Below are 23,134 nucleotides of genomic sequence, written 5' to 3' on the forward strand. Positions count from 1 at the left end.
TCATGTATAATAAACGGGAATTATGGTGGAGAAGTATGGTGCAATGCACGGATGGAAGGTTTTACTGCTATGATTAAGGATAATCAGAAAAAATTAAACGGGTTTCACGTAGTGCTGGATGGACTGGTCATTGTATTATCTTATGTATTGGCATGGCTGCTTCTTTTGCTGGGAAATCGGTTGTTCAGCCCTTATAAGCAGGTATTGAGGCCTCAATACTATTTTGCAGCGCTTCTTATCATATTGCCCATCTATTTGCTGCTTTACGGCATCTTCCATTTGTATGCGCCGAAGAGAGTCCAGGAGAGGCGGTATGAGTTTGCCAATATCTGCAAGGCCAATCTTTTGGGAGTTCTGCTCTTTACCCTGATTCTGTTTCTGGTAAAGAAGAACCCTTATTTCCGTGAGTTCTCTACCAGGATGGTATTTTACTTCTGTATCTTCAACATTGTCCTGGAAACGGTCGTGCGGAACCTGCTTCGTTCTACGCTCCGCTCCATGCGTTCCAAGGGCTACAATCAGAAGCACATCCTTCTGATCGGCTACAGCCGTGCGGCGGAAAGCTTTATAGACCGGGTTCGGGTGAATCCTGAATGGGGCTATCAAGTCAAGGGAATCCTTGACGACACAAAGGAATGGGGAACCGGATACAAGGGGATCAATGTCATCGGAAAGGTTCGTGACTTAGATGAGATTCTTGCCCTAAATTCCCTTGATGAAATCGCCATTACCTTAAGCATTAACGAATATGCCAATCTGGAAGGAATCGTGGCTTCCTGTGAAAAATCAGGCGTCCATACCAAGTTTATACCGGACTATAATAACATGATACCCACAAGGCCCTTTATTGAGGATCTGCAGGGTCTGCCGGTAGTCAACATCCGCCGGGTGCCTCTTACGGATACGGTGAATGCCCTGGTAAAACGGCTGGTGGACATTTTAGGAGCTTCTGTTGCTCTGATTTTATTTTCTCCTGTCATGCTCATAGCTACGGTTCTCATAAAGCTTACTGCTCCGGGACCGCTGATTTACAAACAGGAGAGGGTAGGCCTTCATAACAGGCCGTTTCATATGTATAAATTCCGTTCCATGGTGGTACAGACGACCTCTGAGGAAAAGGCAAAATGGACGACTCCTCATGATTCCCGTGTGACGCCTGTGGGACGCTTTATCAGAAAGACAAGCATTGATGAAATGCCTCAGTTTATCAATGTTCTTCGGGGAGACATGAGTCTGGTGGGACCAAGACCGGAAAGGCCTCTCTTTGTTGAGAAATTTAAAGAGGAGATCCCCCGTTATATGATCAAGCACCAGGTCCGTCCCGGAATCACCGGCTGGGCTCAGGTGAATGGCTACCGGGGCGATACTTCCATTACAAAGAGGATCGAACACGATTTGTATTACATCGAAAACTGGACCCTGGGATTTGATTTTAAGATCTTATTCCTTACCATATTTAAAGGGTTTATTAATAAAAATGCGTACTGATATTTGGATACGACACGATTAAGATGAGGTTAAATAAATGAGAAATGAATTTGATGATGAAGCAGGCCGCGAGGATATTAGAAAGAGAAAGCGCGGTTTCAATTCAAAACCAGATCCGTCTGATGAAGATTACTACCTGGATGATGATTATGAGGATTATCAGGAGAAAAAATACGGCAGTACAGATCAGGGGGCAATCCGGAATGATATCATGAAAAAGGCTGGTGATACGGCCGGAGGGCAAAGCAGAGCCGGAGAAAGGGCCAGGAGCACTGACCGTCCCCAGTCTGCCTCCGGAAGCGGCCGGGCAGCCTTTAGGGGTCAGACCTCATCGGAAGTCGGTCCAAGTAAAAACCGGGGAACAGCCGGAGGCCGTGCTGGTTCAGGAGATAGTCAGGGAACAGCCGGAGGCCGGAGCGTCTCAGGAAACAGCCAGGGAACCGCGGGAAGCCGTGGTGTTTCAGGAAATGGCCAGAGCACAGCAGGAAGCCGAAGTGTCTCAGGAAATGGCCAGAGCACAGCGGGAAGCCGTAGTGTCTCAGGAAACAGCCAGGGGACCGCGGGAAGCCGTAGTGTCTCAGGAAACGGTCAGGGAACCGCGGGAAGCCGTAGTGTCTCAGGAAATGGTCAGGGAACCGCGGGAAGCCGTGCTGCTTCAGGAAATGGCCAGGGCGCATCAAGAGGCCAGATTGTCATTGGAGATGGGAACATAAGGCAGCAGCAGAGAGTGGCGGGGCAGGAAAAAAGTTTGGCTGCCAGCCGGTCTGCAGCACAGGCTGAAAAGAAAAGAAAAGTCCGCCGTATCATTGTTATGGTAATTTTGGAGATCGTTACACTGGCAGGCATTTTTGCCTATGCGTATGTGGCCAGGCTTATGGGAGCCATTCAAAGGCCCGATAATTTCAATGAAAACCAGGTGCGTAATGAGATCATGTCTCCGGAACAGAAAAAGCATATGACAGGTTACCGCACCATTGCCGTATTCGGTGTTGACAGCCGGGATGGCAATGTGAATAAGGGAACCAATGCCGACGTTATCATGATCTGCAATATCAACAGAGATACCGGAGAGATCAGACTGGTATCCGTGTTCCGTGATACATATATGAATACGGGAAATGGAAATACCTATAACAAAATAAACGCAGCCTATGCTACAGGAGGAGCCGCTCAGGCCCTGGCTGCCCTTAATAAGAATCTGGATCTGGATATCAGCGAATACGTTACTTTTAACTGGAAATCCGTTGCTGACGGGATCAATATGCTGGGTGGGGTGGACATTGATATCACCAAAGCGGAATTCCGTTACATCAACTCCTTTATTACAGAGACAGTGGAGAAGACAGGAGTGCCGTCGGTCCATTTGAAATCTGCCGGAATGAATCATCTGGATGGGATTCAGGCAGTGGCCTATGCCAGACTGAGAAAAATGGATACCGACTTTGCAAGAACAGAGCGTCAGCGTCTTGTGATTCAAAAAACCTTTGAAAAAGCAAAGAAAGCGGACCTTGGACTGCTTAACAGAATCTTATTGATGGAAGTGGATCAGATAGGATCAAACCTTACCTTTAGTGATTTTACAGAACTGCTTCTGGATATAAGCAAGTACCATATCGGCCAGACCGGGGGCTTTCCCTTTACCCGTGGTGATATGACCATAGGAAAAAGAGGGGACTGTGTAATTCCCCAAACTCTGGAGACCAATGTATCTGAACTCCATAAGCTTCTTTTTGATAAGGAAGATTATGAACCATCAGACATGGTAAAGAAAATAAGCGCTAAAATAGCTGCTGATTCCGGCATGTATAAACAGGGATCCACTGGAACCAAAGCTACCAAAGACGATGATGATAATACAAAGAAGACCACGGAAGCCACGAAACCGGAAAAGAGCACCGAAGCAGAGGAATCTTCCTCCCAGGGAGGAACAGGAGCCACAGATGAAAACGGAAAGCCTGTAAAGCCTACGGATTCCTCGGAAAGTAGTACGGGCGAGACAAAGGAAACCAGGCCAGGGGAGTCAAGGCCTTCAGAAACAACCACTGGAGCAACCAAGCCAGGAGAAACAAAGCCTTCGCCTACCACCAGTGCGGCAGAGACGACTACAGGCTCTCATGGACCGGGAAACGGTCAGACAACAACGGCGGCTGAGGAGACAACAGCTCCTCAGACCACCTCGGCAGGCCCGGGCGGACCGGGAGAGACAACCTCATCCCAACCTTCCAATGGAGCCGCCAACCCGGGCTCGGAAGTACCGGTGGTTTCTGCACCGCCAACCGGCAATTAATCAGGCAGATGATAGAAAAACACCCCGCAGACAGGGCCTTGATGATAGAAAAGGCCGTTGCTGCGGGGATTTTTTTATTTTCACATATTCAATATAGTTTTATCACAAAATGGTCACATTTCATTGATAAACTCTGATTATCAAAAGAAATAAAAGGTATACATGAAAGGAGATAGATCTTATGTATGACGAGAATGAAAACAAAGACATTGACACAGGCCGTATGAATCCTGAAGAGCATAAAGAAGAAGCAGTTACCACAAATTTTACTATGAGTGATCCGGATTTGGAAGACTCCAGTCCCCAGGAGGCTGAAAGCGGCAGTCAGACCGAAACTCAAAGCTCTTACGAAGCACAGCAGAATATTCCTCATTACCAGGAATACCAGTATCACAGGGCAGCGGAACAAAGTGTGTTCCAGGAAGAAGCAAGGCCTAAGAAGAAAGGCGGCTTTGCAAAGAAGGCAGCCGGCCTTGTAGGAGGAGCTCTTATCTTTGGAGTGGTTGCCGGAAGCACCATGGTGGGAATCAACTGGGCGGCCGGAGCTTACGGAAATAAGAATGGCCTGGAAATCAGCCAGGCAGAAACCATTCCTTCGTCCACTAATGCAGAAGGAGTCCAGGCGGCCAATACCTCAAGCATTACTGCCGCCAACGATGTATCAACCATCGTGGACAAAGCCATGCCCTCCGTAGTTGCCATTACCAGCAAGATGATTTACGAAAGCCAGACCTGGTTCGGTCCCATGCAGAGGGAAGGGGTAGGCAGCGGTTCCGGTATCATCGTGGGAAAAAACGATGATGAACTGTTGATCGTGACCAATAACCACGTTGTCCAGGGAGCGGAGGAACTGAAGGTCACCTTTATTGATCAGGAAGCCGTAGATGCTTCCATTAAGGGAACGGACGCGGACAGCGACCTGGCAGTGATCGCAGTTTCCCTGAAAGGTATTTCTTCCGACACATTGTCAAAGATTGCCATTGCCTCCCTTGGAAATTCCGATAGCCTGAAGGTAGGCCAGGGAGTGGTTGCCATCGGCAATGCTCTTGGCTACGGACAGTCCGTTACCGTTGGTTATGTCAGCGCTCTTGACCGCTCCGTCCAGACTGAGGATGGAACCAGCCGGGATCTCCTTCAGACCGATGCAGCCATTAATCCTGGCAACAGCGGCGGCGCCTTATTAAATATGCGTGGCGAGGTGGTGGGCATCAATTCCGCCAAGTATTCTTCCACAGAGGTAGAGGGTATGGGCTATGCCATCCCCATTTCCAAGGCCCAGAATATCATTGACACCCTGATGACCAGAAAGACCAGGACTCAGGTGACTGATGAAAACCAGGGATATCTGGGAATCCAGTGTAAGAATATCGATGGAACCACAAGCCAGCAGCTTGGCATGCCTCAGGGCGTGTTTATCTATAAGATCGTGGAAGGCGGCGCTGCTTCCAAATCTGATCTGCAGGAAAAGGATATTATTACCAAGTTCGACGGCCAGGGTATTAAAACCTATGATGATTTGACCAACATGCTTAAATATTATGAAGGAGGAACTACCGTGACTCTTACTGTCCAGTCTCTTGAAAACGGACAGTACGTGGAAAGAAATGTAGATATTACCCTTGGCAAGAGACCGTCAGAGGTTCCGCAGCAGGGTTAAGTGAAAGTACCCAGGTCCAATGATTGGACCCCTCCTGTTAAGCAGACAGATGAAAAGTTATAAAGTATCGCTTGCCCTGCTGCAAGCGGCAGGAAGTGGTCTCGCTGGAAAAACGAAAAACCATGGTCACGCCTCTTTTCAGAGAAAAATATAAAGCCTGATAGAACCCACACGGTATGTGTGGATTTTATCAGGCTTTGTTTCTGTTAGTTGATCTTCTTTTGTTACGGCCCTTTCCACCGAAACTTTATGGCAGCAGGTTAAGAGCAGTTTATCGATTTGGAACGTGAATGTCAGTTTTGGCAATGTAGGATTGAGAACCCCCCTGCTTGTAATATTCTAAAACTCGTATAATAGCCTGCTTTGCTGCCTTATTCTTGCGCCCTGTACCACGTTTCCTGTTTCCTGTCCTTGGGGGTGGTAATTTTTAATCTCTGTCAATCATAGTGCAGGATAAAGTACTGGAATTGTCCAGGATGGAGAAAAACACAAGTTAAGCTTGATATTATACTCACAATGTTATATAATCAACTTGTTGAATATATAACCGTGGAGGTATTAGTATGTCACTCAAGTATGGTCTGTTAGGACTCTTGAATTACGGCTCTATGACGGGCTATGAACTGGATAAGGCGTTTAAGGATTCTCTTTCGTTTTTCTGGCAGGCAAAGAACAGCCAGATTTACCGGGAGCTGGATGCCATGGAATGCTGGGGCTGGCTGACCAGCGAGCGCATTATTCAAAGCGAGAAACCGAACAAGAGAGTATATGCCATAACAGATAAGGGAAAAGCAGAACTTAGCAATTGGCTGTCCTTGCCTGAATCAGATATTGCCGATGCAATGCGTGTCAGGAGTGCGTTTCTCATGCGCGTATTTTTTGCTGGAGAAACCAGTACCGAACAATCACTGGAATTGCTTCGCGCATATCGGGAAAAATGTCTGGAAAGCAGTAAAGGAATGAACGCTGCCCATGATGCGATCGCTGAATATGAGGCGGTTGTTAGCGATGATGAAAAATCAAAATACTGGAAAATAGCTGCGCTTTACGGGGACGCATTTTTCCATGCAGGACTTACCTGGGCGGATAAAGCAATCGCAATTTTAGAGGAGAGGTGAAATGATGAAGGTCTTGGTTTTGAACGGTTCTCCTAAAAATGAACATAGTAATACAATGTGCCTTACCCGTGCTTTTTTGGATGGGACTGATTGGGCGGACACAGAAATTATAGATGTGGCTGCAGCCAACGTAAAGGGCTGTCTGGGCTGCTTCGCCTGTTGGAATAAGACACCGGGAAAGTGTGTCATAAACGATGGAATGGGTGAAATTCTAGACAAGATGATTGCCGCCGATGTTGTCATTTGGTCTTTTCCGCTGTATTACTTTGGCGTTCCCGGCGGATTGAAAAACCTCATCGACCGACAGCTTCCCCTTAACCTGCCGTTTATGGCGGAGGGGACGGAGAGCGGAGAGCATCCGCCGCGCTATGATTTAACCCATCAAAAACATATTATTATTTCCACTTGTGGCTTTTGGGCGGCAAAAGATAACTATGACGCCGTGATCCCCATGTTTGACCACTTTTGCGGAAAGGGTAACTATGCCGCAATCCTTTGCGGCCAGGGAGAGTTGTTTCGTGTGCCGGAACTGAAAAGCCGTACGGATCCATATTTGGAACTTGTCCGCGGAGCAGGGGCAGAATATGCTGCAGGAGGGATTCGTGCAGGAACACAGGCGGAGCTTGCAAAGCCCCTATATCCCCGGGATGTGTTTGAAAAAATGGCGGATGCTTCCTGGGGTGTTGCCAAAGATAAGGGGTCGGGCAACCTGGCAGACGACAGCCTTAACTTTACAACGCAGATGGCGGCATTATATAGGCCGGACGGTACAGAACGTGTATTGGAATTTTATTATACCGACATCGATAAAACCTATCAAATATTACTGACAAAGCAAGGGTCTGAAATCCTCACTGACGGTTTCAAACCATATACCACAAGGATTGAAACTCCGTACCCGGTCTGGCGTTCCATTTCCCGGGGCGAAATTTCCGGGCAGGATGCGCTGTTTCAGCGGCTTTATAAAGTCCTCGGTGATTTTAGCCTGATGCTCAAATGGGATGAACTGTTCGGCACATACGTTCCCCCAAAGCCTGCAAATGGATCCCCTCAGCATAAAACCAACATGAAGCTGCTTCTTGTACCATGGATTGTAATCTGGACGGCAATCGCCATAAATCCCACTGTCGGCGGAGTGTTGGGGATTATCACGGCAACGTGCGTTCCGTTGTTATGGCGAAAGTTCCGGCCGGTTGTTTATGAGCAGATCAGCGTTCCGATGGTGGCGTGGCTTTCTCTGGCGGTTTTACTAGGCATGGATGTAAGGCTTATTCTTACCGGCAGTTATTTGATATTTGGGCTTATGTGGCTGATCGGCGCATTTCCTAAAATACCGCTGACCGCTTTTTACAGCGCGGCGGGCTACGGAGAAGAAATCGCCTTTGCAAATCCGCTTTTTATCAGTACAAACCGCATATTGACCGCCGCATGGGGGGGACTATATCTTGTCACGCCCATTTGGACATACATTTTGCTGGGTACTGGTTTTTCAGCTTACACAGGTTTAATCAATTCTGTTTTACCTGCGTTGATGGGTATTTTTACGGTATGGTTCCAGAAATGGTATCCGGCACGATACGCAAGAGGATAAGAGCAGGTGCAGCGGCCAAGGAAAAGAAAAGTTCCATCCTTTGATATGGCTGTTCCGGTCATCCTCCAATAAAGATTAATTACAATTCATCGGCAATCCTTTGGCTCTGTGAGAAGCAGCTGGGATTTTTGTAAAAATCTTTATTGGAGGAATGCTAATTCAGGTTTTAGCTTCAAGCTGCTTTATGATAACCGGCAGGTAAATAGGCAGTAACTCCCATTCTAAAGGACGGCTGTTAAAAAAAGTGCTTGACAAACAGGACAGCGGCAGGTATTGTAACATACAGTTAGCTAGTGCTAACTATATGCTTTGGCCCATTGGTTCCCTTCTGCCAATGGAATACATAAAGTGGGGAGCCTGATGTCTGATTTCCTATATAAATCGAATTTATGATATACATGAAGTAAAGCGGAAGGTAATAATTAAGGAATGGGAAGTGTTTCTCAGGGTATGAAATTATGAGCGCGACACAGCAGGAAAAAGAAATATACGGTGAACATGTGCAGGTTGTTTCCCGTTTAAGCGACTGCGTGATTTACCGCATTGCCGATGGAAGCGGAGATATGGTGGTAACCAGTTATCAGGTGTTTCCAGGAATCCAGTTGGTTTACAACGACGTACATATAGGAAGATGTTCCATTGACTATGGAGTTCTTGGAAACGTGATGGAGATCAATCACTGCCGGGAAGGGCGCATAGAGTGCGGGTACCGGGAGGATTTTTTTTATCTCACCCAGGGCGATCTTGCAGTGAGTAAAAAGGGCGCCGCAGGTCACGACTCCTGTTTTCCTTTAAACCATTATCATGGGATAGCAATCGTCATTGACATTGACAGAGCGCCTGCGTGTATGTCCTGTTTTCTGGATGATGTAAATGTACGGCCCTGCGTCCTGATGGAAAAATTCTGCAGTGGGGACAAATGCTTTGTTGCCCGGTCAAAGCCCTGCCTTGAGCACATTTTTTCAGAACTGTATGCCGTACCTGACAGCATAAAAAAGGGTTATTTCAAAGTCAAGATACTGGAACTTCTGCTGTTCTTAAGCGGCATGGATCTAAGTGAAGACCTGATGGAAAAGCGCTGCTTCACAAAGTCACAGGTTGGCCTTGCCAAGAGTGTGTGCCAGTATCTGGCGGAACACATGGACCACCGGGTGACAATTTCTGAGCTGGCAGATATTTTCCACGTTTCCCAGACAGCCCTTAAGAACAGTTTTAAGGGAGTTTACGGCGTTTCCGTTTATTCTTACATCAGGGAACAGAAAATGCAGGCGGCGGCCCTGATCCTGCGCCAGACAGACCGCTCTGTACTGGAGATCGCGGGGATGTATGGCTATGACAACGGCAGCAAATTTGCGGGAGCTTTCCGGAATGTCATGGGCATGACACCCAACGAATACAGAAATACAAAGGAAGAAGAACAAGTCTGGGCTGATAAGTAAAGGCCGGAAGGCAATGGCTCATTGGGACAAAATGCCCGTTTGGAGCCTTCTTCTTTCCTTTTGGAGTGGAGGCGGCCTCGCTTTTTGTGTAAAATAAGAAACAATCATTGACAGCGCCCTGGAGGCGCATTCACTTTAACATAAAGTTAGCTTGAACTAACTGAAGGATTGGAGGTAATCCCATGAGCGTGGTGATCGTTGGAGGAAACGAATGCATGGTTCGGCAATACAAAGAACTATGTCAGGAATATAGCTGCTGTGCAAAAGTCTTTACAGAGATAAAAGGTGGGCTGAAAAATAAAATCGGCAGACCGGATTTGCTGGTGCTTTTTACCAGCACCATGTCACATAAAATGGTGCGTTGTGCTTTGAGTGAAACAAAAGGGCTGGATACCATAATCGCCCGTTCTCACTCCAGCTCAATGTCAGCCCTGAAAAACATCCTGAGAGAACATGCCGTATAGGAGGGACAACATGTCAGAAGAACTGCTGATCCGGCACTGTGCTCCCACATTGGCTGGAATAAAAACCGGAAATATGTTTTCCTGTCCTTACCAGTCAAAGGAAGAGATACATAATGAGGTGAGGCGGCTGAACCGCATCCTTGCACCAAAAGGGGTCCGGGTTTTGCCTCTGCGTTACTTCAAACAGAGGGCTTTGATCTATCTTTATCGTCCAAGCTGCTTAAGAAGGGATCTGGAAGATGGATATGCCTCATCTTTGCTGAAACAATACGGATATTCCTTTGAAAATCCCCAGCGCTGTGTGGTCCAGTTGGTAAACAGGCTGCGCACCTGCTCCGGATTTCCTCATGAAATCGGTTTGTTTCTTGGCTATCCGCCGGAGGATGTTCAGGGGTTCATCGAAAACAGGGCCTGTCACTGCAAATGCATCGGCTGCTGGAAGGTTTACGGCGATGAGGAAAAGGCAAAAAAGACCTTTAGCCGGTATAAAAAATGCACTGAAGCTTATTTTGCCCAGTGGTCAAAAGGAATCGCTGTTGAACGGCTTACCGTGGCCGTTTGATATAGAATGTTTGATTAGGAAAGGTTGGTTATACATCATGAGTAAAATTGCAGTAGTTTATTGGAGCGGAACTGGAAATACCGAGGCAATGGCAGCAGCCGTGGTGGAGGGAGCAAAGGAAAAGGGCGCAGATGCCGTCATGCTCACCCCCTCTGAATTTGATGCTTCCACAATTGATTCCCTGGATGCAATTGCTTTTGGCTGTCCTGCCATGGGAGGGGAAGTTTTGGAGGAAGATGAATTTGAACCTATGTTTTCTGCCTGCCAGTCAAAGCTTGGCGGAAAAAAGATCGCGCTGTTTGGTTCCTATGGCTGGGGTGACGGCGAATGGATGCGTACATGGGAAGAGACTTGCAAAGGCGCTGGTTTGGAACTTGCCTGTGACAGCGTGATCTGTAATGAAGCGCCTGACGATGAGGCTGTAGCAGCCTGCAAAGCCCTTGGTGCGGCACTGGCGGAATAAATAGGAAAGCAGTTTCAGACGGTCCCAGATTGTGGGATAATTCAGAATTGATCTCATAGCACGGAATATTTGTCCTTTCAATATTCCGTGCTATTTTTTCGTGTATGGATTTGCTATAATGGATTTATGTTTACAGGCCGGAATTATGAGGAGGGGATGGTATGGCATTAAGTGTATTTGGAAAAAAGGAAGAAATGCCCTGTGATAAAAATTTAGGAGAAGTTTTAGAAGATAAGAAGCTGGTTTGGGATAATATTATTAAATCTATGGAAGATACTTATCAGGATATGAGTTATGAATGGAAATTTTACAGCAAACAGGCCGGCTGGTCCTTTGTTATAAAAAGCAGGAAGCGTACCGCTATGTATCTGATTCCCCAGGAAGGGTATTTTAAAGCCGGCTTTGTATATGGGGAAAAGGTCCTCAAAGAAGCAGAAAAGGCGGATATTCCCGAAAACCTCATAAATATTATAAAAGAAGCCCAGTGCTACGCAGAGGGACGTTCCTTTATGATAGATGTGAAAAGGGAAGAAGAACAAGGCCTCATTGAAACATTAGTCAAAATTAAATTGAATAATTAGCAGCAGCCTGACTCATTAAAAAAATCTAAATTGCCGGTCCGCACTTGTAACAGCCTTTTAAATGCTTTATAATAATCTGGTATCGGTGCATAATTACAGATAGAAGGAGATTACAGCTTGAACGAGAAGGATTTTCCTGAGGAAAAGATGGAAGATACAGTTGCCGGCGGCTCTGACGCCGGCAAAAAGAAAAAAGAGGAAGATGAGTATGAAAAAATCTGCTATGTCTGCCGCAGGCCGGAGAATGTGACAGGGCCTATGGTTTCTATGCCAGGCGGTATGAATCTGTGCCATGACTGTATGCAGAAGGCATTTGATTCCGTAACTCAGGGCGGATTTGATATAACAAAGATTCAGAATATGCCTTATATGAATTTGAATCTCAGCGATCTTGGCAGTATCAACAAAAAGGACCTTGAAATACCCAATAAGCAGAGGGTAAAGAAAAGAGCTGAAAAGGAGCCGGGGCAGGAGCTGAACCTAAAGGATATCCCGGCGCCTCATGTCATCAGGCGGAAGCTGGACGAATACGTGATCGGCCAGGAGCAGGCAAAAAAGGTGATTTCTGTAGCGGTTTATAATCATTATAAAAGGGTTTATTTAACGGATTCTAAAAAGAAAGATGAAGAAGAGAATGTGCAGATTGAAAAATCCAACATTTTAATGATCGGCCCTACGGGAAGCGGGAAGACTTACCTGGTAAAGACCCTGGCCAGGCTTCTTGATGTTCCCCTTGCCATTGCCGACGCTACCTCCCTTACAGAGGCCGGTTACATTGGCGATGATATAGAGAGCGTGGTTTCCAAGCTGCTGGCAGCGGCTGACAATGACGTGGACAAGGCGGAACGGGGCATTATCTTCATTGACGAGATCGATAAGATCGCAAAAAAGAAGAGCACCAGCAGCAGAGATGTAAGCGGGGAGTCTGTCCAGCAGGAGCTTTTAAAGCTTTTAGAGGGAAGTTCGGTGGAGGTTCCTGTAGGCTCTAACCAGAAGAATGCCCTCACTCCAATGACTTCGGTCAGCACAGAGAATATCCTCTTTATCTGCGGTGGAGCGTTCCCGGATATGGAAGATATTATAAAGGAGCGGCTGAAGGAGAAATCGTCCATTGGCTTTTCCGCAGAATTAAAGGACCGGTATGAGAAGGATCCAAATATCCTGTCTCATGTGGCAAATGAGGATTTACGAAAATTTGGCATGATCCCGGAATTTCTAGGCCGTCTGCCCATTACGGTGACCCTGGAGTCCTTGGATAAGGACCTGCTGGTCCGGGTTTTAAAGGAACCCAAGAATGCCATTTTAAAGCAGTATAAAAAGCTTTTGGAGCTTGATGAGGTGAAGCTTGTATTTGAGGATGAGGCATTGGAATGGATCGCAGAAGAAGCTCTTAAGAAAAAGACCGGAGCAAGGGCGTTAAGAGCCATCATAGAAAATTTCATGCTTGATATTATGTATGAGGTTCCCAAGGACCCCAACATCGGATCCGTAGTTATTACAAGAGCTTACCTGGATAAAAACGGCGGCCCGCTCATTCAGATGAGGTGCTGATGAAACGGAAATTCCTGGGCAAAGGATAAAAAGCACAAAAGTGTGGAGATAATAAGGACGGAAGGAGTGTGGGTCATGGTATTTATCAGTATCATCGTATTATTAGCTTCCCTGGATCTTCTTATAAAAAGTGCCATTGAGGATCAGGAAGAAGCCGGATTTCCCAAGGAACTGGAGGGAAGCGGCGGAAAGATTTTGCTGCATAAGAATCATAATGCCGGTTTTTCCTTCGGCTATTTTAAGGATCACCGGTCCATGGTGCAGATGATCCCCCTTGCAGTGGCGTCCTTTATCAGTGGAATGCTGGTATGCCTTCTTCAGAAAAAGGGGAATGTTTGGGAAAAACTGGCCCTGTCCGTTGCCCTGGGAGGCGCGGTCAGCAATCTGTATGACAGGCTGGTCCGTCATTATGTGGTGGATTATTTCAGCATTCAGTATGGAAGGCTTAAAAAGGTAGTATTTAATCTGGGGGATATATTTATCTTTCTGGGAGCGGGAATTATGCTTATTATAGAAATAATAAAGGCCTTTAAAGAGCGGTGAAAGGGAAAAAAGCGGCTGTCTTCTTGACATTGCCGCTTTTCTATTGTAGAATCAATGACAAAGTTGAAAGAAAAACATCTTTTAACCTTGAGTTTGTGAACCGCGTGTCCTGCTTCACCGGACACCGTGTGCCCCGCTTCATGGGGCGTCAACTGAATATGCAAACATATCCGCTTGATTCATTAGTGTGCAAAATATAAAAAACAGGAGTTGATTTTTTTGGATTCGAGTGACTATATACAGTTGCTTACGTTGGTTTTTTTAGTTGGATTGTCGGCATTTTTCTCATCGGCTGAGACTGCCCTTACTACGGTGAACAAGATCAGAGTCCGGAATTTAGCGGAAGCAGGCAATAAGAATGCGGCTACGCTGATTAAGATTTTAGAGAACCAGGGTAAGATGCTCAGCGCAATTCTGGTCGGTAACAATGTGGTAAACTTAACTGCTTCTTCCATGTCCACCACCCTGGTCATGAGCATTTGGGGCAGTAAGGCCATAGGCATTGGAACCGGTGTCCTTACTCTGGTCATTCTGGTATTCGGCGAAATTTCCCCGAAAACCATTTCTACCTTGTATTCCGAGACAATATCTTTAAAATATGCGAAAATAATCTATGGTTTTATGATCGTCATGACTCCGGTCATTTATATCATTCAGATACTTTCTTCAGGCTTTTTGCGCTTTATTCATGTGAATCCCAACCGGAAGCAGGATGCAATTACAGAGGATGAGCTGCGGACCATCGTGGATGTGAGCCACGAGGAAGGCGTGATTGAGTCGGAAGAAAGAAAAATAATTAATAATGTGTTTGATTTTGGCGATTCTGTGGCACGGGACATTATGATCCCCCGCATTGACATGACCCTGGTGGAGGTAAATGCCGCCTATGATGAGCTGATCGATATTTTCCGGCAGGAAATGTACACCAGGATTCCGGTATATGAGGAAACCAGTGACAATGTGATCGGAATCATCAACATGAAGGATCTGCTTCTGGTTGACAGGACGGATGACTTTCAGGTCAGGAATTTTTTAAGAGAGCCTCTCTATACATACGAGTATAAAAAGACTGCTGAGCTTATGTTGGAGATGCGCCAGACATGCAATAATGTTGTCATCGTTCTGGATGAATACGGGGCAACGGCAGGAATGATAACTCTGGAGGATTTACTGGAAGAAATCGTTGGAGAGATCAGGGATGAGTATGACGAGGATGAAGAAAATGAGCTGGTAGAGGTAGCGCCCTTTGAATATCTGGTAGAAGGCTCTATGAAACTTGATGATTTAAATGACCGGCTGGATCTGGAACTGGAATCTGAGGATTATGATTCTATCGGCGGCCTGATCATCGGACAGCTTGACCGGCTTCCGGAGCAGGGGGAAGAGGTTGTCTATAGCGGAATCCGCCTTGTTGTGGAGGCCCTGGACAAAAACAGGATCGGTACGGTGCGGATGTATTTGCCTCACTAGGTCTTTCCTTAACAGGCGGCTGCCCAGGCTTTTGACGGAAGGGCGGGAAAAGAGGGAGAGGAAAGCGGATGGCTTTTTCTCTCCCTCTTGCTTCTTTCAGGGCCCCACCCGTCAACTGAGCATTCCCCCCGCAGTCCCGCTGACTGCACAGATGGCCATGGTGGTGAGGAGCTGGTTCATGGAGCCGTTTAATCCCTTGTTTAAGAAAAAGGATACGGCTAACAGCACCAGGAAATATAGAAGCCCCAGCAAAAGGCCCCAGAAGAATCTTCGGTTCCGTATGCTCTTTCCCATTAAGACCCCGCCAAAGAGACAGGCGATAATATAAACCGCGTTGACACCAAGGCGTATCTGTCCTTCTTTCAGCCGGAATTTATAGAGTGCTAAGGCCAGGACTACCAGCAGGATTCCGGTCAGTATGTAGGTGATGAGAAGGTTTCTTAGTGTGACCTGAAGCTTTGATTTTTCCATTTGACTACTCCTTATGTCTTGTCTTATGGTTCAGTATATTCTAGGGGTATGGCGGATATTCTTGGATGTCCTAACAATAAAATCCTTACGGCCTGTTCTCCCTGGGGGAATTAATCTTGCACTCACTTAAAACATGTGGTATAATCTCAAAGAATTAGGCAAATACAGGAGGTGTAAGTATATGAAACACGTGAAAACATTAAATTCCAGTACATTAAAAGAGTCCATGAAGAAAGGCGGCTGCGGTGAGTGCCAGACTTCCTGCCAGTCAGCCTGTAAGACATCCTGTACAGTAGGAAATCAGAGCTGTGAGAACAGCAACCGTTAGTTTGTTCAAACTGTATAGAGCAGCCATAAGGCAGATAAGCTGATGCCCCTACGGTCGTTACGACGGTAGGGGTTCCTTCGCTTGTCTGCCCAAAACCGATTATAGGTCAAATTTTTCAATTAAGGAGAATACAAGTGATTCATCAATATATCAACAATGGCTTCCATATTATTATGGATGTCAACAGCGGTTCCGTTCATTCTGTGGATCCGGTCATGTATGAGGCTGTAGGGATCGCCGCAGGTATGGTGCCGGAAATGGAAGAACCTCAGGCCTTTCCAAAAGAGGTGGGAGAAGAAATCAGCCGCTGTCTTTCTGAGAAGTACGGAGAAACAGAAGTAAAGGAAGCTCTGGAGGAGATCCAGTATCTGATCGACAGGGGAGAGTTGTTTACAAAGGATCTGTATCACGATTATGTGGTGGATTTTAAAAAGCGGAGTACAGTGGTAAAGGCTCTCTGCTTACATATTGCCCATGATTGCAACTTAGCCTGTAAATATTGCTTTGCGGAAGAGGGGGAATACCATGGCCGGAGGGCGCTGATGTCCTTTGAAGTGGGAAAAAAGGCCCTGGACTTTCTTATTGCCAATTCCGGCAGCCGGAGGAACTTGGAAGTAGACTTTTTTGGCGGCGAGCCGCTGATGAACTGGGACGTGGTAAAACAGCTTGTTGAATACGGACGGAAAAAAGAGAAAGAATATAATAAGAACTTCCGCTTTACCATGACCACTAACGGCGTTTTGTTAAACGATGAGATCATGGAATTTTGCAACCGGGAGATGAGCAATGTGGTTTTAAGCCTTGACGGGCGTAAAGAGGTCAATGACGTGATGCGTCCTTTCCGCAACGGTAAGGGGAGTTATGACCTGATCGTTCCTAAATTCCAGAAGTTCGCTCAGCTTAGAGGAACCAGGGATTATTACATCAGGGGCACTTTTACCCGCCATAATATAGACTTTGCAAAGGATGTCCTGGAATTTGCCGATCTTGGTTTTACAAGCATGTCCATAGAACCTGTAGTTGCACAGCCAGAAGAGGAATATGCCATCAGGGAGGAAGATCTTCCCCAGATCCTTGAGGAGTATGACAGGCTTGCAGTGAAATATATTAACAGGCAAAAGGAAGGGAAAGGGTTTAATTTCTTCCATTTCAATATTGACTTGAATCAGGGGCCCTGTGTGGCCAAGCGTTTGTCCGGCTGTGGTTCGGGGACGGAGTATCTGGCAGTGACTCCCTGGGGAGATCTTTATCCATGCCATCAGTTTGTGGGTGAGGAAAAATTCCTTCTCGGCAATGTAGATACAGGTGTGACAAATTTACAGATCCGTGATGAATTCAAGCTTTGCAATGTCTATGCCAAGGATAAATGCCGGGATTGCTTTGCAAGGTTTTACTGCAGCGGAGGCTGTGCAGCCAATTCCAGTAACTTCCATGGAAGTATCACGGATGTTTATGAGATCGGATGCGAAATGCAGAAGAAACGGATTGAATGTGCCATTATGATCAAGGCGGCTTTGGCAGAAGATTAAGGAAGAGGAAATACCTTCCAGGTATCCCTCTATGCCCAGAAAGCATGGGCGAGGAAAAGGAAAGGAGAAGAGTGATGAAAAGTAACAAAGGCAAGGGCCTGTTAGGGCTGATTGTTTCACTGGCAATGGTTGGACTGTTCGCTTATTTGGGCTACGCAACCATGAAAGACATTAAGCTTGGTTTGGATCTGGCAGGGGGTGTCAGCATTACTTACCAGGCAAAGGAAGAAAACCCCAGCGCTGAAAACATGAAAGATACCATCTATAAGCTGCAGCAAAGGGTTCAGAATTACAGCACAGAGGCAGAGGTTTACCAGGAAGGAAACAACCGGATTAATGTTGATATTCCCGGCGTATCAGATGCCAATGCAATACTGGAAGAGCTTGGTAAGCCAGGTTCCCTGATTTTTACAGACGAATCCGGTAAAACCATATTAAACGGAAACCAGGTGGCTACGGCCAAACCGGTGATCACCGAAAATAACGGCATCAAGGAATATATGGTGGATCTGACCTTTACAGAGGAAGGAAAGAAGATATTCGCAGATGTTACCACCAATAATGTTGGAAAACGGATTGCCATTATTTACGATGGCAAAATATATTCCAATCCGGTGGTGAGAGAGGCTATTACCCAGGGACAGTGCCAGATCAGCGGTATGACCTCCTATGAGGAAGCAGAAACCCTGGCTTCCACCATCCGCATCGGTTCCCTTTCCCTGGAGCTGGAAGAGCTTCGTTCCAATGTAGTAGGCGCTAAGCTGGGACAGGAGGCCATTACCACCAGTTTAAAAGCAGGTGCCATCGGCTTTGCTATTCTGGCAGTATTCATGATAGTGGTTTACTTGATCCCCGGACTGGCTTCCGTGATCGCATTGTCCATTTATGTGGGAATCATTTTGATCCTGCTGGCTGCATTTGAAGTGACCCTGACCCTTCCGGGCGTAGCGGGAATCGTTCTTTCCGTGGGCATGGCTGTGGATGCGAATGTTATTATTTTCACACGTATCAAAGAAGAAATCGGTTATGGCAAGGCAGTGAAGTCTGCTATCCAGTCTGGATTTCATAAGGCGTTGTCCGCGATTATCGATGGAAACGTGACCACCCTCATCGCTGCAGGTGTCCTGTTCTGGAGAGGTTCCGGCACTGTTAAGGGCTTTGCTTCCACCCTGGCCATCGGTATCATATTGTCCATGGTGACGGCTCTCTTTATTACGAAATTCATATTAAACATGCTGTTCCTCTTAGGATTTGAGGACCCCAAATACTATGGCACTAAGAAAGACGGGAAGGTGATCCATTTCCTTTCCAAAAAGAAGCTGTGGTTTGCAGGCTCTCTTCTTGTGATCTGTGTGGGTCTTGTATGGCTGGGAGTCAATAAATCCCAGACAGGAAGCATCTTAAACTACAGCATGGAGTTTAAGGGAGGTACTTCCACCAACGTGACCTTTAATGAGGACATGACCCTGGAAAAAATATCCTCTGAAGTAGTGCCTGTAGTGGAAGGCATAACAAAGGATACAGATGTTCAGACCCAGAAGGTTACAGGAACCAATGAAGTGATCATTAAGACCAGAACATTAACTGTGGAAGAGCGTGAGACGCTGAACAAGGCCATGGTTGATAATTTCGGCGTGGAGTCGGAAAAGATCACGGCGGAAAGCATTTCCGGAGCCATCAGCCAGGAGATGAAGCGTGATGCCATTGTAGCCGTTTTCATCGCCACGATCTGTATGCTTTTCTATATCTGGTTCCGTTTCAAGGATATCCGGTTTGCAGGAAGCGCTGTGCTTGCCCTGGTTCATGACGTTCTGGTAGTGCTGACCTTTTACGCTCTGTTAAAGTGGTCCGTAGGATCTACCTTTATCGCATGTATGCTGACCATCGTAGGTTATTCCATCAATGCCACGATCGTTATTTTTGACCGTATCCGGGAGAACTTAAAGACCCAGAGCAAGATAGGGCTGGAAGCGATTGTAGATTTAAGCATCACCCAGACTCTTACAAGAAGCATCAATACGTCCCTGACTACCTTTATTATGGTGTTCGTTCTGTATATCCTGGGCGTATCCTCCATCCGTGAGTTTGCATTGCCGCTGATGGTAGGTATTGTATGCGGTACGTATTCTTCCGTGTGCATTACAGGTTCCCTGTGGTATATGATGACCGTTCATAAAAAGGCAAATAAAGGGACTGCAAAAGTAACTGCTGACCGTGGGAAGAAATCTAAGTAAAGGGACACCCTGGGTATCCCTCTATGCCCAGAGAGCGTGGGCAGGAAAAGGAAACATAGATGAATTATAAGATTATTGCAAGGGATGGGCGTGCGAAGCGGTCGGAGGTAACCACCGTCCACGGCACGATCCAGACCCCGGTGTTCATGAATGTGGGCACAGTGGGAGCCATTAAGGGGGCTGTTTCCACGGATGACCTTCGTGAGATCAAAACCCAGGTGGAGCTGTCAAACACCTATCATCTTCATGTCCGCACCGGCGATAAATTAATCAGGGAATTTGGCGGTCTCCACCGGTTTATGAATTGGGACCGCCCCATTCTCACTGACTCCGGCGGCTTTCAGGTGTTTTCCCTTACCGGCTTAAGGAAAATAAAGGAGGAAGGCGTTTACTTCCAGTCCCATATCGACGGACACAGGATATTCATGGGTCCGGAAGAGAGTATGCAGATCCAGTCCAATCTGGCGTCTACCATAGCCATGGCCTTTGACGAATGCCCTCCCCATCCAGCCACCAGGGAATATATGCAAAACAGCGTGGATCGTACCACCAGATGGCTGGAACGGTGCCGGACCGAGATGGCAAGGCTTAATTCCCTGCCGGATGCCTTAAATAAGGAGCAGTTATTATTCGGCATCAATCAGGGCGGGACCTTTGAAGACATCCGGATCGCCCATGCCAAAACCATTTCAGCCATGGACTTAGATGGCTATGCCTTAGGGGGCCTGGCTGTGGGAGAAAGTCATGAAGAGATGTACCGGATCTTAGACGAGACGGTTCCTTACCTTCCGGAGAATAAGCCGACTTATCTCATGGGAGTGGGAACCCCTGCCAACATTTTAGAAGCCGTGGACAGGGGCGTGGACTTTTTTGACTGTGTATATCCGTCAAGAAACGGCCGTCACGGTCATGTGTACACCAATCAGGGAAAAATGAATTTATTCAATACCAAACATGAACTGGATCATAGACCCATTGAAGAAGGCTGCGGGTGTCCGGCCTGCCGTTCCTACAGCAGAGCCTATATCAGACATCTTTTGAAGGCAAAAGAAATGCTTGGCATGAGATTATGTGTCTTGCATAATTTGTACTTTTATAATACAATGATGGAAGAGATCCGAGACGCAATCGAGAACCACCGTTATGGGGAATACAAGGAGCAGAAGCTTGACCGTATGATGGCGGGGCAGACTTCCTGAAAAAGAGGGATAAGCAGGCGGCGGATCGTTATATAAGGAGGAATTGGTTATGTTTTCAGCAACAGGCGGTACCATGGGTATTGGTTTTTGGGTCATTTACATCGCAGTGATCTTTGGTTTCATGTATTTTATCGCAATCAGACCGCAGAAGAGAGAGAAAAAGAAACAGCAGGAGATGTTTGCAAACATTGCAATCGGAGACAGCGTTCTGACCTCGAGCGGTTTTTATGGTGTCATCATTGATATGACCGATGATACGGTGATCGTAGAGTTTGGCAATAATAAGAACTGCAGGATTCCCATGCAGAAGACTGCTATTGTTCAGGTTGAAAAGGCACAGGCTTAAAAGTCAGGGCACCCGGAAAAAAAGTTTACTTTTTCCGGGTGCTTTTTTTGATTTCAATGACCTGAAAAAATATTTCGTTATTTTAAACCGTCACAGAAGTGGCGGCTTTTTTATTCATGTGAAAGTCCTCCAAACTCCCCCATAAGTTAAATGGCCCTTTATTCTTTATGACCTTTGTGAAAATAAATTTCTTTAAATAATCCTTAATATAATAAAAAAGAGGAGATATGTATAATTAATACAAAAAAATAGATGATAAATCCAGGATATTGAGTGATGATTAGCAATAGTACCGAAAAGAAATATTATTACATTAATGTATTGACATGAAATAAAAATTCATATACAATTCAAAATGTAAACATAAAATGTATTCAGCAATGAATGCGAATCATGTATTTGGAGGGCTACATAATGAAAGTGAGCATGTTTATGGAAAAAAGTCTGGCTGCTATTCTGGCAGCAGGTCTGGCGGTCAGTCTGATTGGCTGCGGAAGCCAGCCAACAAAAACCACACAGTCAGAAACAGTACAGTCAACGAAAAGTACACAGGAAACGTCATCAGAAAGCGCAGCAAGCGGGGGAGAGATTACACTGGAATTTCAACAATGGTGGGGCGTGGAATTACCAGACGGTGTCCTTAAGGAGATCTGCGATGGATTTACAGAACAATCAGGGGTCAAAATCCAATTATTAAGCAATCCTTATGCAGATACCAAGACACAGATCGCGGCTGGTGCAGCCGCAGGAACTATGGCAGATGTAGTAGGTCTTGACGGATCATGGGTTTATGATTTTGCAAAACAGGGTTCCATTACAAATATGACCGAGCTGATGTCATCAGACGGTTATGATGATAAACAATTATCGGATCAGATTAAGGTAGAGGGAAATACGTACATGATTCCGGTTGTTAACTTTGCATATCCCATGTATGTCAATAAAGATCTGCTGGCATCAGCAGGTGTTTCAAACGTTCCTAAGACATGGGGGGAATTTACGGAAGCCTGTAAAAAGGTTGCGGCAGCAAATAAAGGAGTTGCCGGATGGGCAATCCCCTTGTCAACAGAATCACCCAGCGGGATTCAGAATAATTTCATGAGCTGGCTATGGGCTTCAGGCGGAACAATGCTGAAAGATGGAAAACCGGCTTTGACAGATAATCCCCTTATGGCAGATACCGTAGATTTTGTAAAAGGATTATTTGATGCAGGTGTGGTTGCACCAGGTGCTTATTCCATGAAAGAAGCAGATATGGTGGAAGAGTTTACAAATGGCCGTGTTGCATTTATGACAGATTCACTTGCGCATTTAACCACAATTAAGAAAGAAGCACCTGACTTGAACTTTGAATTCATGCCTGTTCCCGTAAAAGAAGGCTATACAGGAAAGAGCGGTATGGATGTGGCCAACTGGGGGATTGGTATTGCAGAAAACTGTGAACATAAAGCAGAAGCCATGAAGTTTGTGGAATATTTAATGAGTCCGGAGGTAAATGCAAAACTTGCAGTATATGCAAATGCCTTCCCTGGAAATGTAAATGCCAAACCGGATTATTCCAAAACCGATGAGTTATTTGTAAAAGCATATGAATTATATCAGCAGTGCTATGCAATCAATGAATTTACCGGTCTTCCGACCTCAGAAGAATTAATGAGACAGTTTGATGAGCAATTACAGTTGTACATTGACGGGGATACGGCTTCAACAGCCGATATGTTGTCCACAACACAAGAGATCTGGGCGGAAGCATTCCAATAATGACAAGGCAGGCTGCATGATTAAAAAGTGCAGCCTGATATTAAGAAGGAGG

20 protein-coding genes are annotated in these 23,134 nt (G+C 46.1%); 19 read left to right on the forward strand and 1 reads right to left on the reverse strand.

Annotation, left to right across the window (positions count from 1 at the left end):
• Nucleotides 1-69: 69 nt before the first annotated feature.
• From ACYVD3_RS23375 to ACYVD3_RS23435, 13 genes are all read left to right on the forward strand, one after another.
• Nucleotides 70-1,488 carry an undecaprenyl-phosphate glucose phosphotransferase gene (locus tag ACYVD3_RS23375; RefSeq protein WP_460644906.1) on the forward strand — a complete coding sequence of 473 codons (1,419 nt, stop codon included), beginning with the start codon at nt 70-72 and terminating at the stop codon, nt 1,486-1,488.
• Nucleotides 1,489-1,525: 37 nt separating this feature from the next.
• The gene (locus tag ACYVD3_RS23380; protein ID WP_460644907.1) at nt 1,526-3,775 is read left to right on the forward strand and encodes an LCP family protein; all 2,250 of its coding nucleotides are present in this window, start codon (nt 1,526-1,528) and stop codon (nt 3,773-3,775) included.
• A gap of 181 nt (nt 3,776-3,956) precedes the next feature.
• Nucleotides 3,957-5,432 (forward strand): S1C family serine protease, encoded by a 1,476-nt coding sequence (locus ACYVD3_RS23385; RefSeq protein ID WP_460644908.1) that lies wholly within the window; start codon nt 3,957-3,959, stop codon nt 5,430-5,432.
• Between the two features lie 563 nt (nt 5,433-5,995).
• Nucleotides 5,996-6,550 (forward strand): PadR family transcriptional regulator, encoded by a 555-nt coding sequence (locus ACYVD3_RS23390; RefSeq protein ID WP_460644909.1) that lies wholly within the window; start codon nt 5,996-5,998, stop codon nt 6,548-6,550.
• A 1-nt stretch (nt 6,551) separates the two neighbouring features.
• Nucleotides 6,552-8,141 (forward strand): NAD(P)H-dependent oxidoreductase, encoded by a 1,590-nt coding sequence (locus ACYVD3_RS23395; protein ID WP_460644910.1) that lies wholly within the window; start codon nt 6,552-6,554, stop codon nt 8,139-8,141.
• Between the two features lie 458 nt (nt 8,142-8,599).
• A complete protein-coding gene (locus tag ACYVD3_RS23400; protein WP_460644911.1) occupies nt 8,600-9,580 on the forward strand; it encodes a helix-turn-helix transcriptional regulator in 981 nt (326 codons plus the stop codon).
• A gap of 182 nt (nt 9,581-9,762) precedes the next feature.
• A complete protein-coding gene (locus ACYVD3_RS23405; protein WP_024293426.1) occupies nt 9,763-10,044 on the forward strand; it encodes a DUF2325 domain-containing protein in 282 nt (93 codons plus the stop codon).
• Between the two features lie 10 nt (nt 10,045-10,054).
• Nucleotides 10,055-10,606, forward strand: a complete 552-nt coding sequence (locus ACYVD3_RS23410; RefSeq protein WP_460644912.1) for a DUF3793 family protein — start codon at nt 10,055-10,057, stop codon at nt 10,604-10,606.
• Between the two features lie 37 nt (nt 10,607-10,643).
• Entirely contained in the window at nt 10,644-11,069 is a 426-nt protein-coding gene (locus ACYVD3_RS23415; protein ID WP_460644913.1) for a flavodoxin, read from the forward strand.
• A gap of 161 nt (nt 11,070-11,230) precedes the next feature.
• Entirely contained in the window at nt 11,231-11,650 is a 420-nt protein-coding gene (locus ACYVD3_RS23420; RefSeq protein WP_460644914.1) for a DUF3788 family protein, read from the forward strand.
• 147 nt (nt 11,651-11,797) lie between these two features.
• Nucleotides 11,798-13,201: an ATP-dependent Clp protease ATP-binding subunit ClpX gene (gene clpX / locus ACYVD3_RS23425; RefSeq protein WP_460644956.1), complete on the forward strand. Its 1,404-nt coding sequence runs from the start codon at nt 11,798-11,800 to the stop codon at nt 13,199-13,201.
• A gap of 75 nt (nt 13,202-13,276) precedes the next feature.
• A complete protein-coding gene (locus ACYVD3_RS23430) occupies nt 13,277-13,744 on the forward strand; it encodes a signal peptidase II (RefSeq protein ID WP_460644915.1) in 468 nt (155 codons plus the stop codon).
• A gap of 219 nt (nt 13,745-13,963) precedes the next feature.
• Nucleotides 13,964-15,214 (forward strand): HlyC/CorC family transporter, encoded by a 1,251-nt coding sequence (locus tag ACYVD3_RS23435; RefSeq protein ID WP_460644916.1) that lies wholly within the window; start codon nt 13,964-13,966, stop codon nt 15,212-15,214.
• Between the two features lie 111 nt (nt 15,215-15,325).
• Here the strand turns inward: ACYVD3_RS23435 and ACYVD3_RS23440 are convergent, their stop codons facing one another.
• Entirely contained in the window at nt 15,326-15,685 is a 360-nt protein-coding gene (locus ACYVD3_RS23440) for a TIGR04086 family membrane protein (RefSeq protein WP_460644917.1), read from the reverse strand.
• Between the two features lie 181 nt (nt 15,686-15,866).
• Between ACYVD3_RS23440 and scfA the strand changes: the two genes are divergently transcribed.
• The 6 genes from scfA to ACYVD3_RS23470 all read left to right on the forward strand — a co-directional run bounded on the left by scfA (nt 15,867) and on the right by ACYVD3_RS23470 (nt 23,082).
• Nucleotides 15,867-16,013 carry a six-cysteine ranthipeptide SCIFF gene (gene scfA, locus ACYVD3_RS23445; protein ID WP_002601553.1) on the forward strand — a complete coding sequence of 49 codons (147 nt, stop codon included), beginning with the start codon at nt 15,867-15,869 and terminating at the stop codon, nt 16,011-16,013.
• A gap of 134 nt (nt 16,014-16,147) precedes the next feature.
• Complete coding sequence (scfB, locus tag ACYVD3_RS23450) at nt 16,148-17,542, forward strand: thioether cross-link-forming SCIFF peptide maturase (protein ID WP_460644918.1); 1,395 nt, start codon at nt 16,148-16,150, stop codon at nt 17,540-17,542.
• Nucleotides 17,543-17,616: 74 nt separating this feature from the next.
• Nucleotides 17,617-19,776 (forward strand): protein translocase subunit SecD, encoded by a 2,160-nt coding sequence (secD, locus tag ACYVD3_RS23455; RefSeq protein ID WP_460644919.1) that lies wholly within the window; start codon nt 17,617-17,619, stop codon nt 19,774-19,776.
• Between the two features lie 59 nt (nt 19,777-19,835).
• The gene (gene tgt, locus ACYVD3_RS23460; protein WP_460644920.1) at nt 19,836-20,975 is read left to right on the forward strand and encodes a tRNA guanosine(34) transglycosylase Tgt; all 1,140 of its coding nucleotides are present in this window, start codon (nt 19,836-19,838) and stop codon (nt 20,973-20,975) included.
• A 49-nt stretch (nt 20,976-21,024) separates the two neighbouring features.
• Nucleotides 21,025-21,321 (forward strand): preprotein translocase subunit YajC, encoded by a 297-nt coding sequence (gene yajC, locus ACYVD3_RS23465; RefSeq protein ID WP_460644921.1) that lies wholly within the window; start codon nt 21,025-21,027, stop codon nt 21,319-21,321.
• Nucleotides 21,322-21,735: 414 nt separating this feature from the next.
• Nucleotides 21,736-23,082, forward strand: coding sequence for an ABC transporter substrate-binding protein (locus tag ACYVD3_RS23470; protein WP_460644922.1), 1,347 nt, complete (start codon nt 21,736-21,738; stop codon nt 23,080-23,082).
• The last annotated feature ends 52 nt before the right edge of the window (nt 23,083-23,134 follow it).

The organism is Lacrimispora brassicae (genome assembly GCF_054772055.1).

What these genes read in the sequence shown, in the direction of transcription:
- ACYVD3_RS23415 (WP_460644913.1), top strand. Translation starts at nt 10,644, where the DNA reads ATGAGTAAAATTGCAGTAGTTTATTGGAGCGGAACTGGAAATACCGAG.
- ACYVD3_RS23375 (WP_460644906.1), top strand. Translation starts at nt 70, where the DNA reads ATGATTAAGGATAATCAGAAAAAATTAAACGGGTTTCACGTAGTGCTG.
- secD (WP_460644919.1), top strand. Translation starts at nt 17,617, where the DNA reads ATGAAAAGTAACAAAGGCAAGGGCCTGTTAGGGCTGATTGTTTCACTG.
- ACYVD3_RS23440 (WP_460644917.1), bottom strand. Translation starts at nt 15,685, where the DNA reads ATGGAAAAATCAAAGCTTCAGGTCACACTAAGAAACCTTCTCATCACC.
- ACYVD3_RS23410 (WP_460644912.1), top strand. Translation starts at nt 10,055, where the DNA reads ATGTCAGAAGAACTGCTGATCCGGCACTGTGCTCCCACATTGGCTGGA.
- tgt (WP_460644920.1), top strand. Translation starts at nt 19,836, where the DNA reads ATGAATTATAAGATTATTGCAAGGGATGGGCGTGCGAAGCGGTCGGAG.
- ACYVD3_RS23430 (WP_460644915.1), top strand. Translation starts at nt 13,277, where the DNA reads ATGGTATTTATCAGTATCATCGTATTATTAGCTTCCCTGGATCTTCTT.
- ACYVD3_RS23390 (WP_460644909.1), top strand. Translation starts at nt 5,996, where the DNA reads ATGTCACTCAAGTATGGTCTGTTAGGACTCTTGAATTACGGCTCTATG.
- ACYVD3_RS23470 (WP_460644922.1), top strand. Translation starts at nt 21,736, where the DNA reads ATGAAAGTGAGCATGTTTATGGAAAAAAGTCTGGCTGCTATTCTGGCA.
- ACYVD3_RS23385 (WP_460644908.1), top strand. Translation starts at nt 3,957, where the DNA reads ATGTATGACGAGAATGAAAACAAAGACATTGACACAGGCCGTATGAAT.
- ACYVD3_RS23420 (WP_460644914.1), top strand. Translation starts at nt 11,231, where the DNA reads ATGGCATTAAGTGTATTTGGAAAAAAGGAAGAAATGCCCTGTGATAAA.
- yajC (WP_460644921.1), top strand. Translation starts at nt 21,025, where the DNA reads ATGTTTTCAGCAACAGGCGGTACCATGGGTATTGGTTTTTGGGTCATT.
- ACYVD3_RS23400 (WP_460644911.1), top strand. Translation starts at nt 8,600, where the DNA reads ATGAGCGCGACACAGCAGGAAAAAGAAATATACGGTGAACATGTGCAG.
- clpX (WP_460644956.1), top strand. Translation starts at nt 11,798, where the DNA reads ATGGAAGATACAGTTGCCGGCGGCTCTGACGCCGGCAAAAAGAAAAAA.
- scfA (WP_002601553.1), top strand. Translation starts at nt 15,867, where the DNA reads ATGAAACACGTGAAAACATTAAATTCCAGTACATTAAAAGAGTCCATG.
- ACYVD3_RS23405 (WP_024293426.1), top strand. Translation starts at nt 9,763, where the DNA reads ATGAGCGTGGTGATCGTTGGAGGAAACGAATGCATGGTTCGGCAATAC.
- ACYVD3_RS23395 (WP_460644910.1), top strand. Translation starts at nt 6,552, where the DNA reads ATGATGAAGGTCTTGGTTTTGAACGGTTCTCCTAAAAATGAACATAGT.
- ACYVD3_RS23380 (WP_460644907.1), top strand. Translation starts at nt 1,526, where the DNA reads ATGAGAAATGAATTTGATGATGAAGCAGGCCGCGAGGATATTAGAAAG.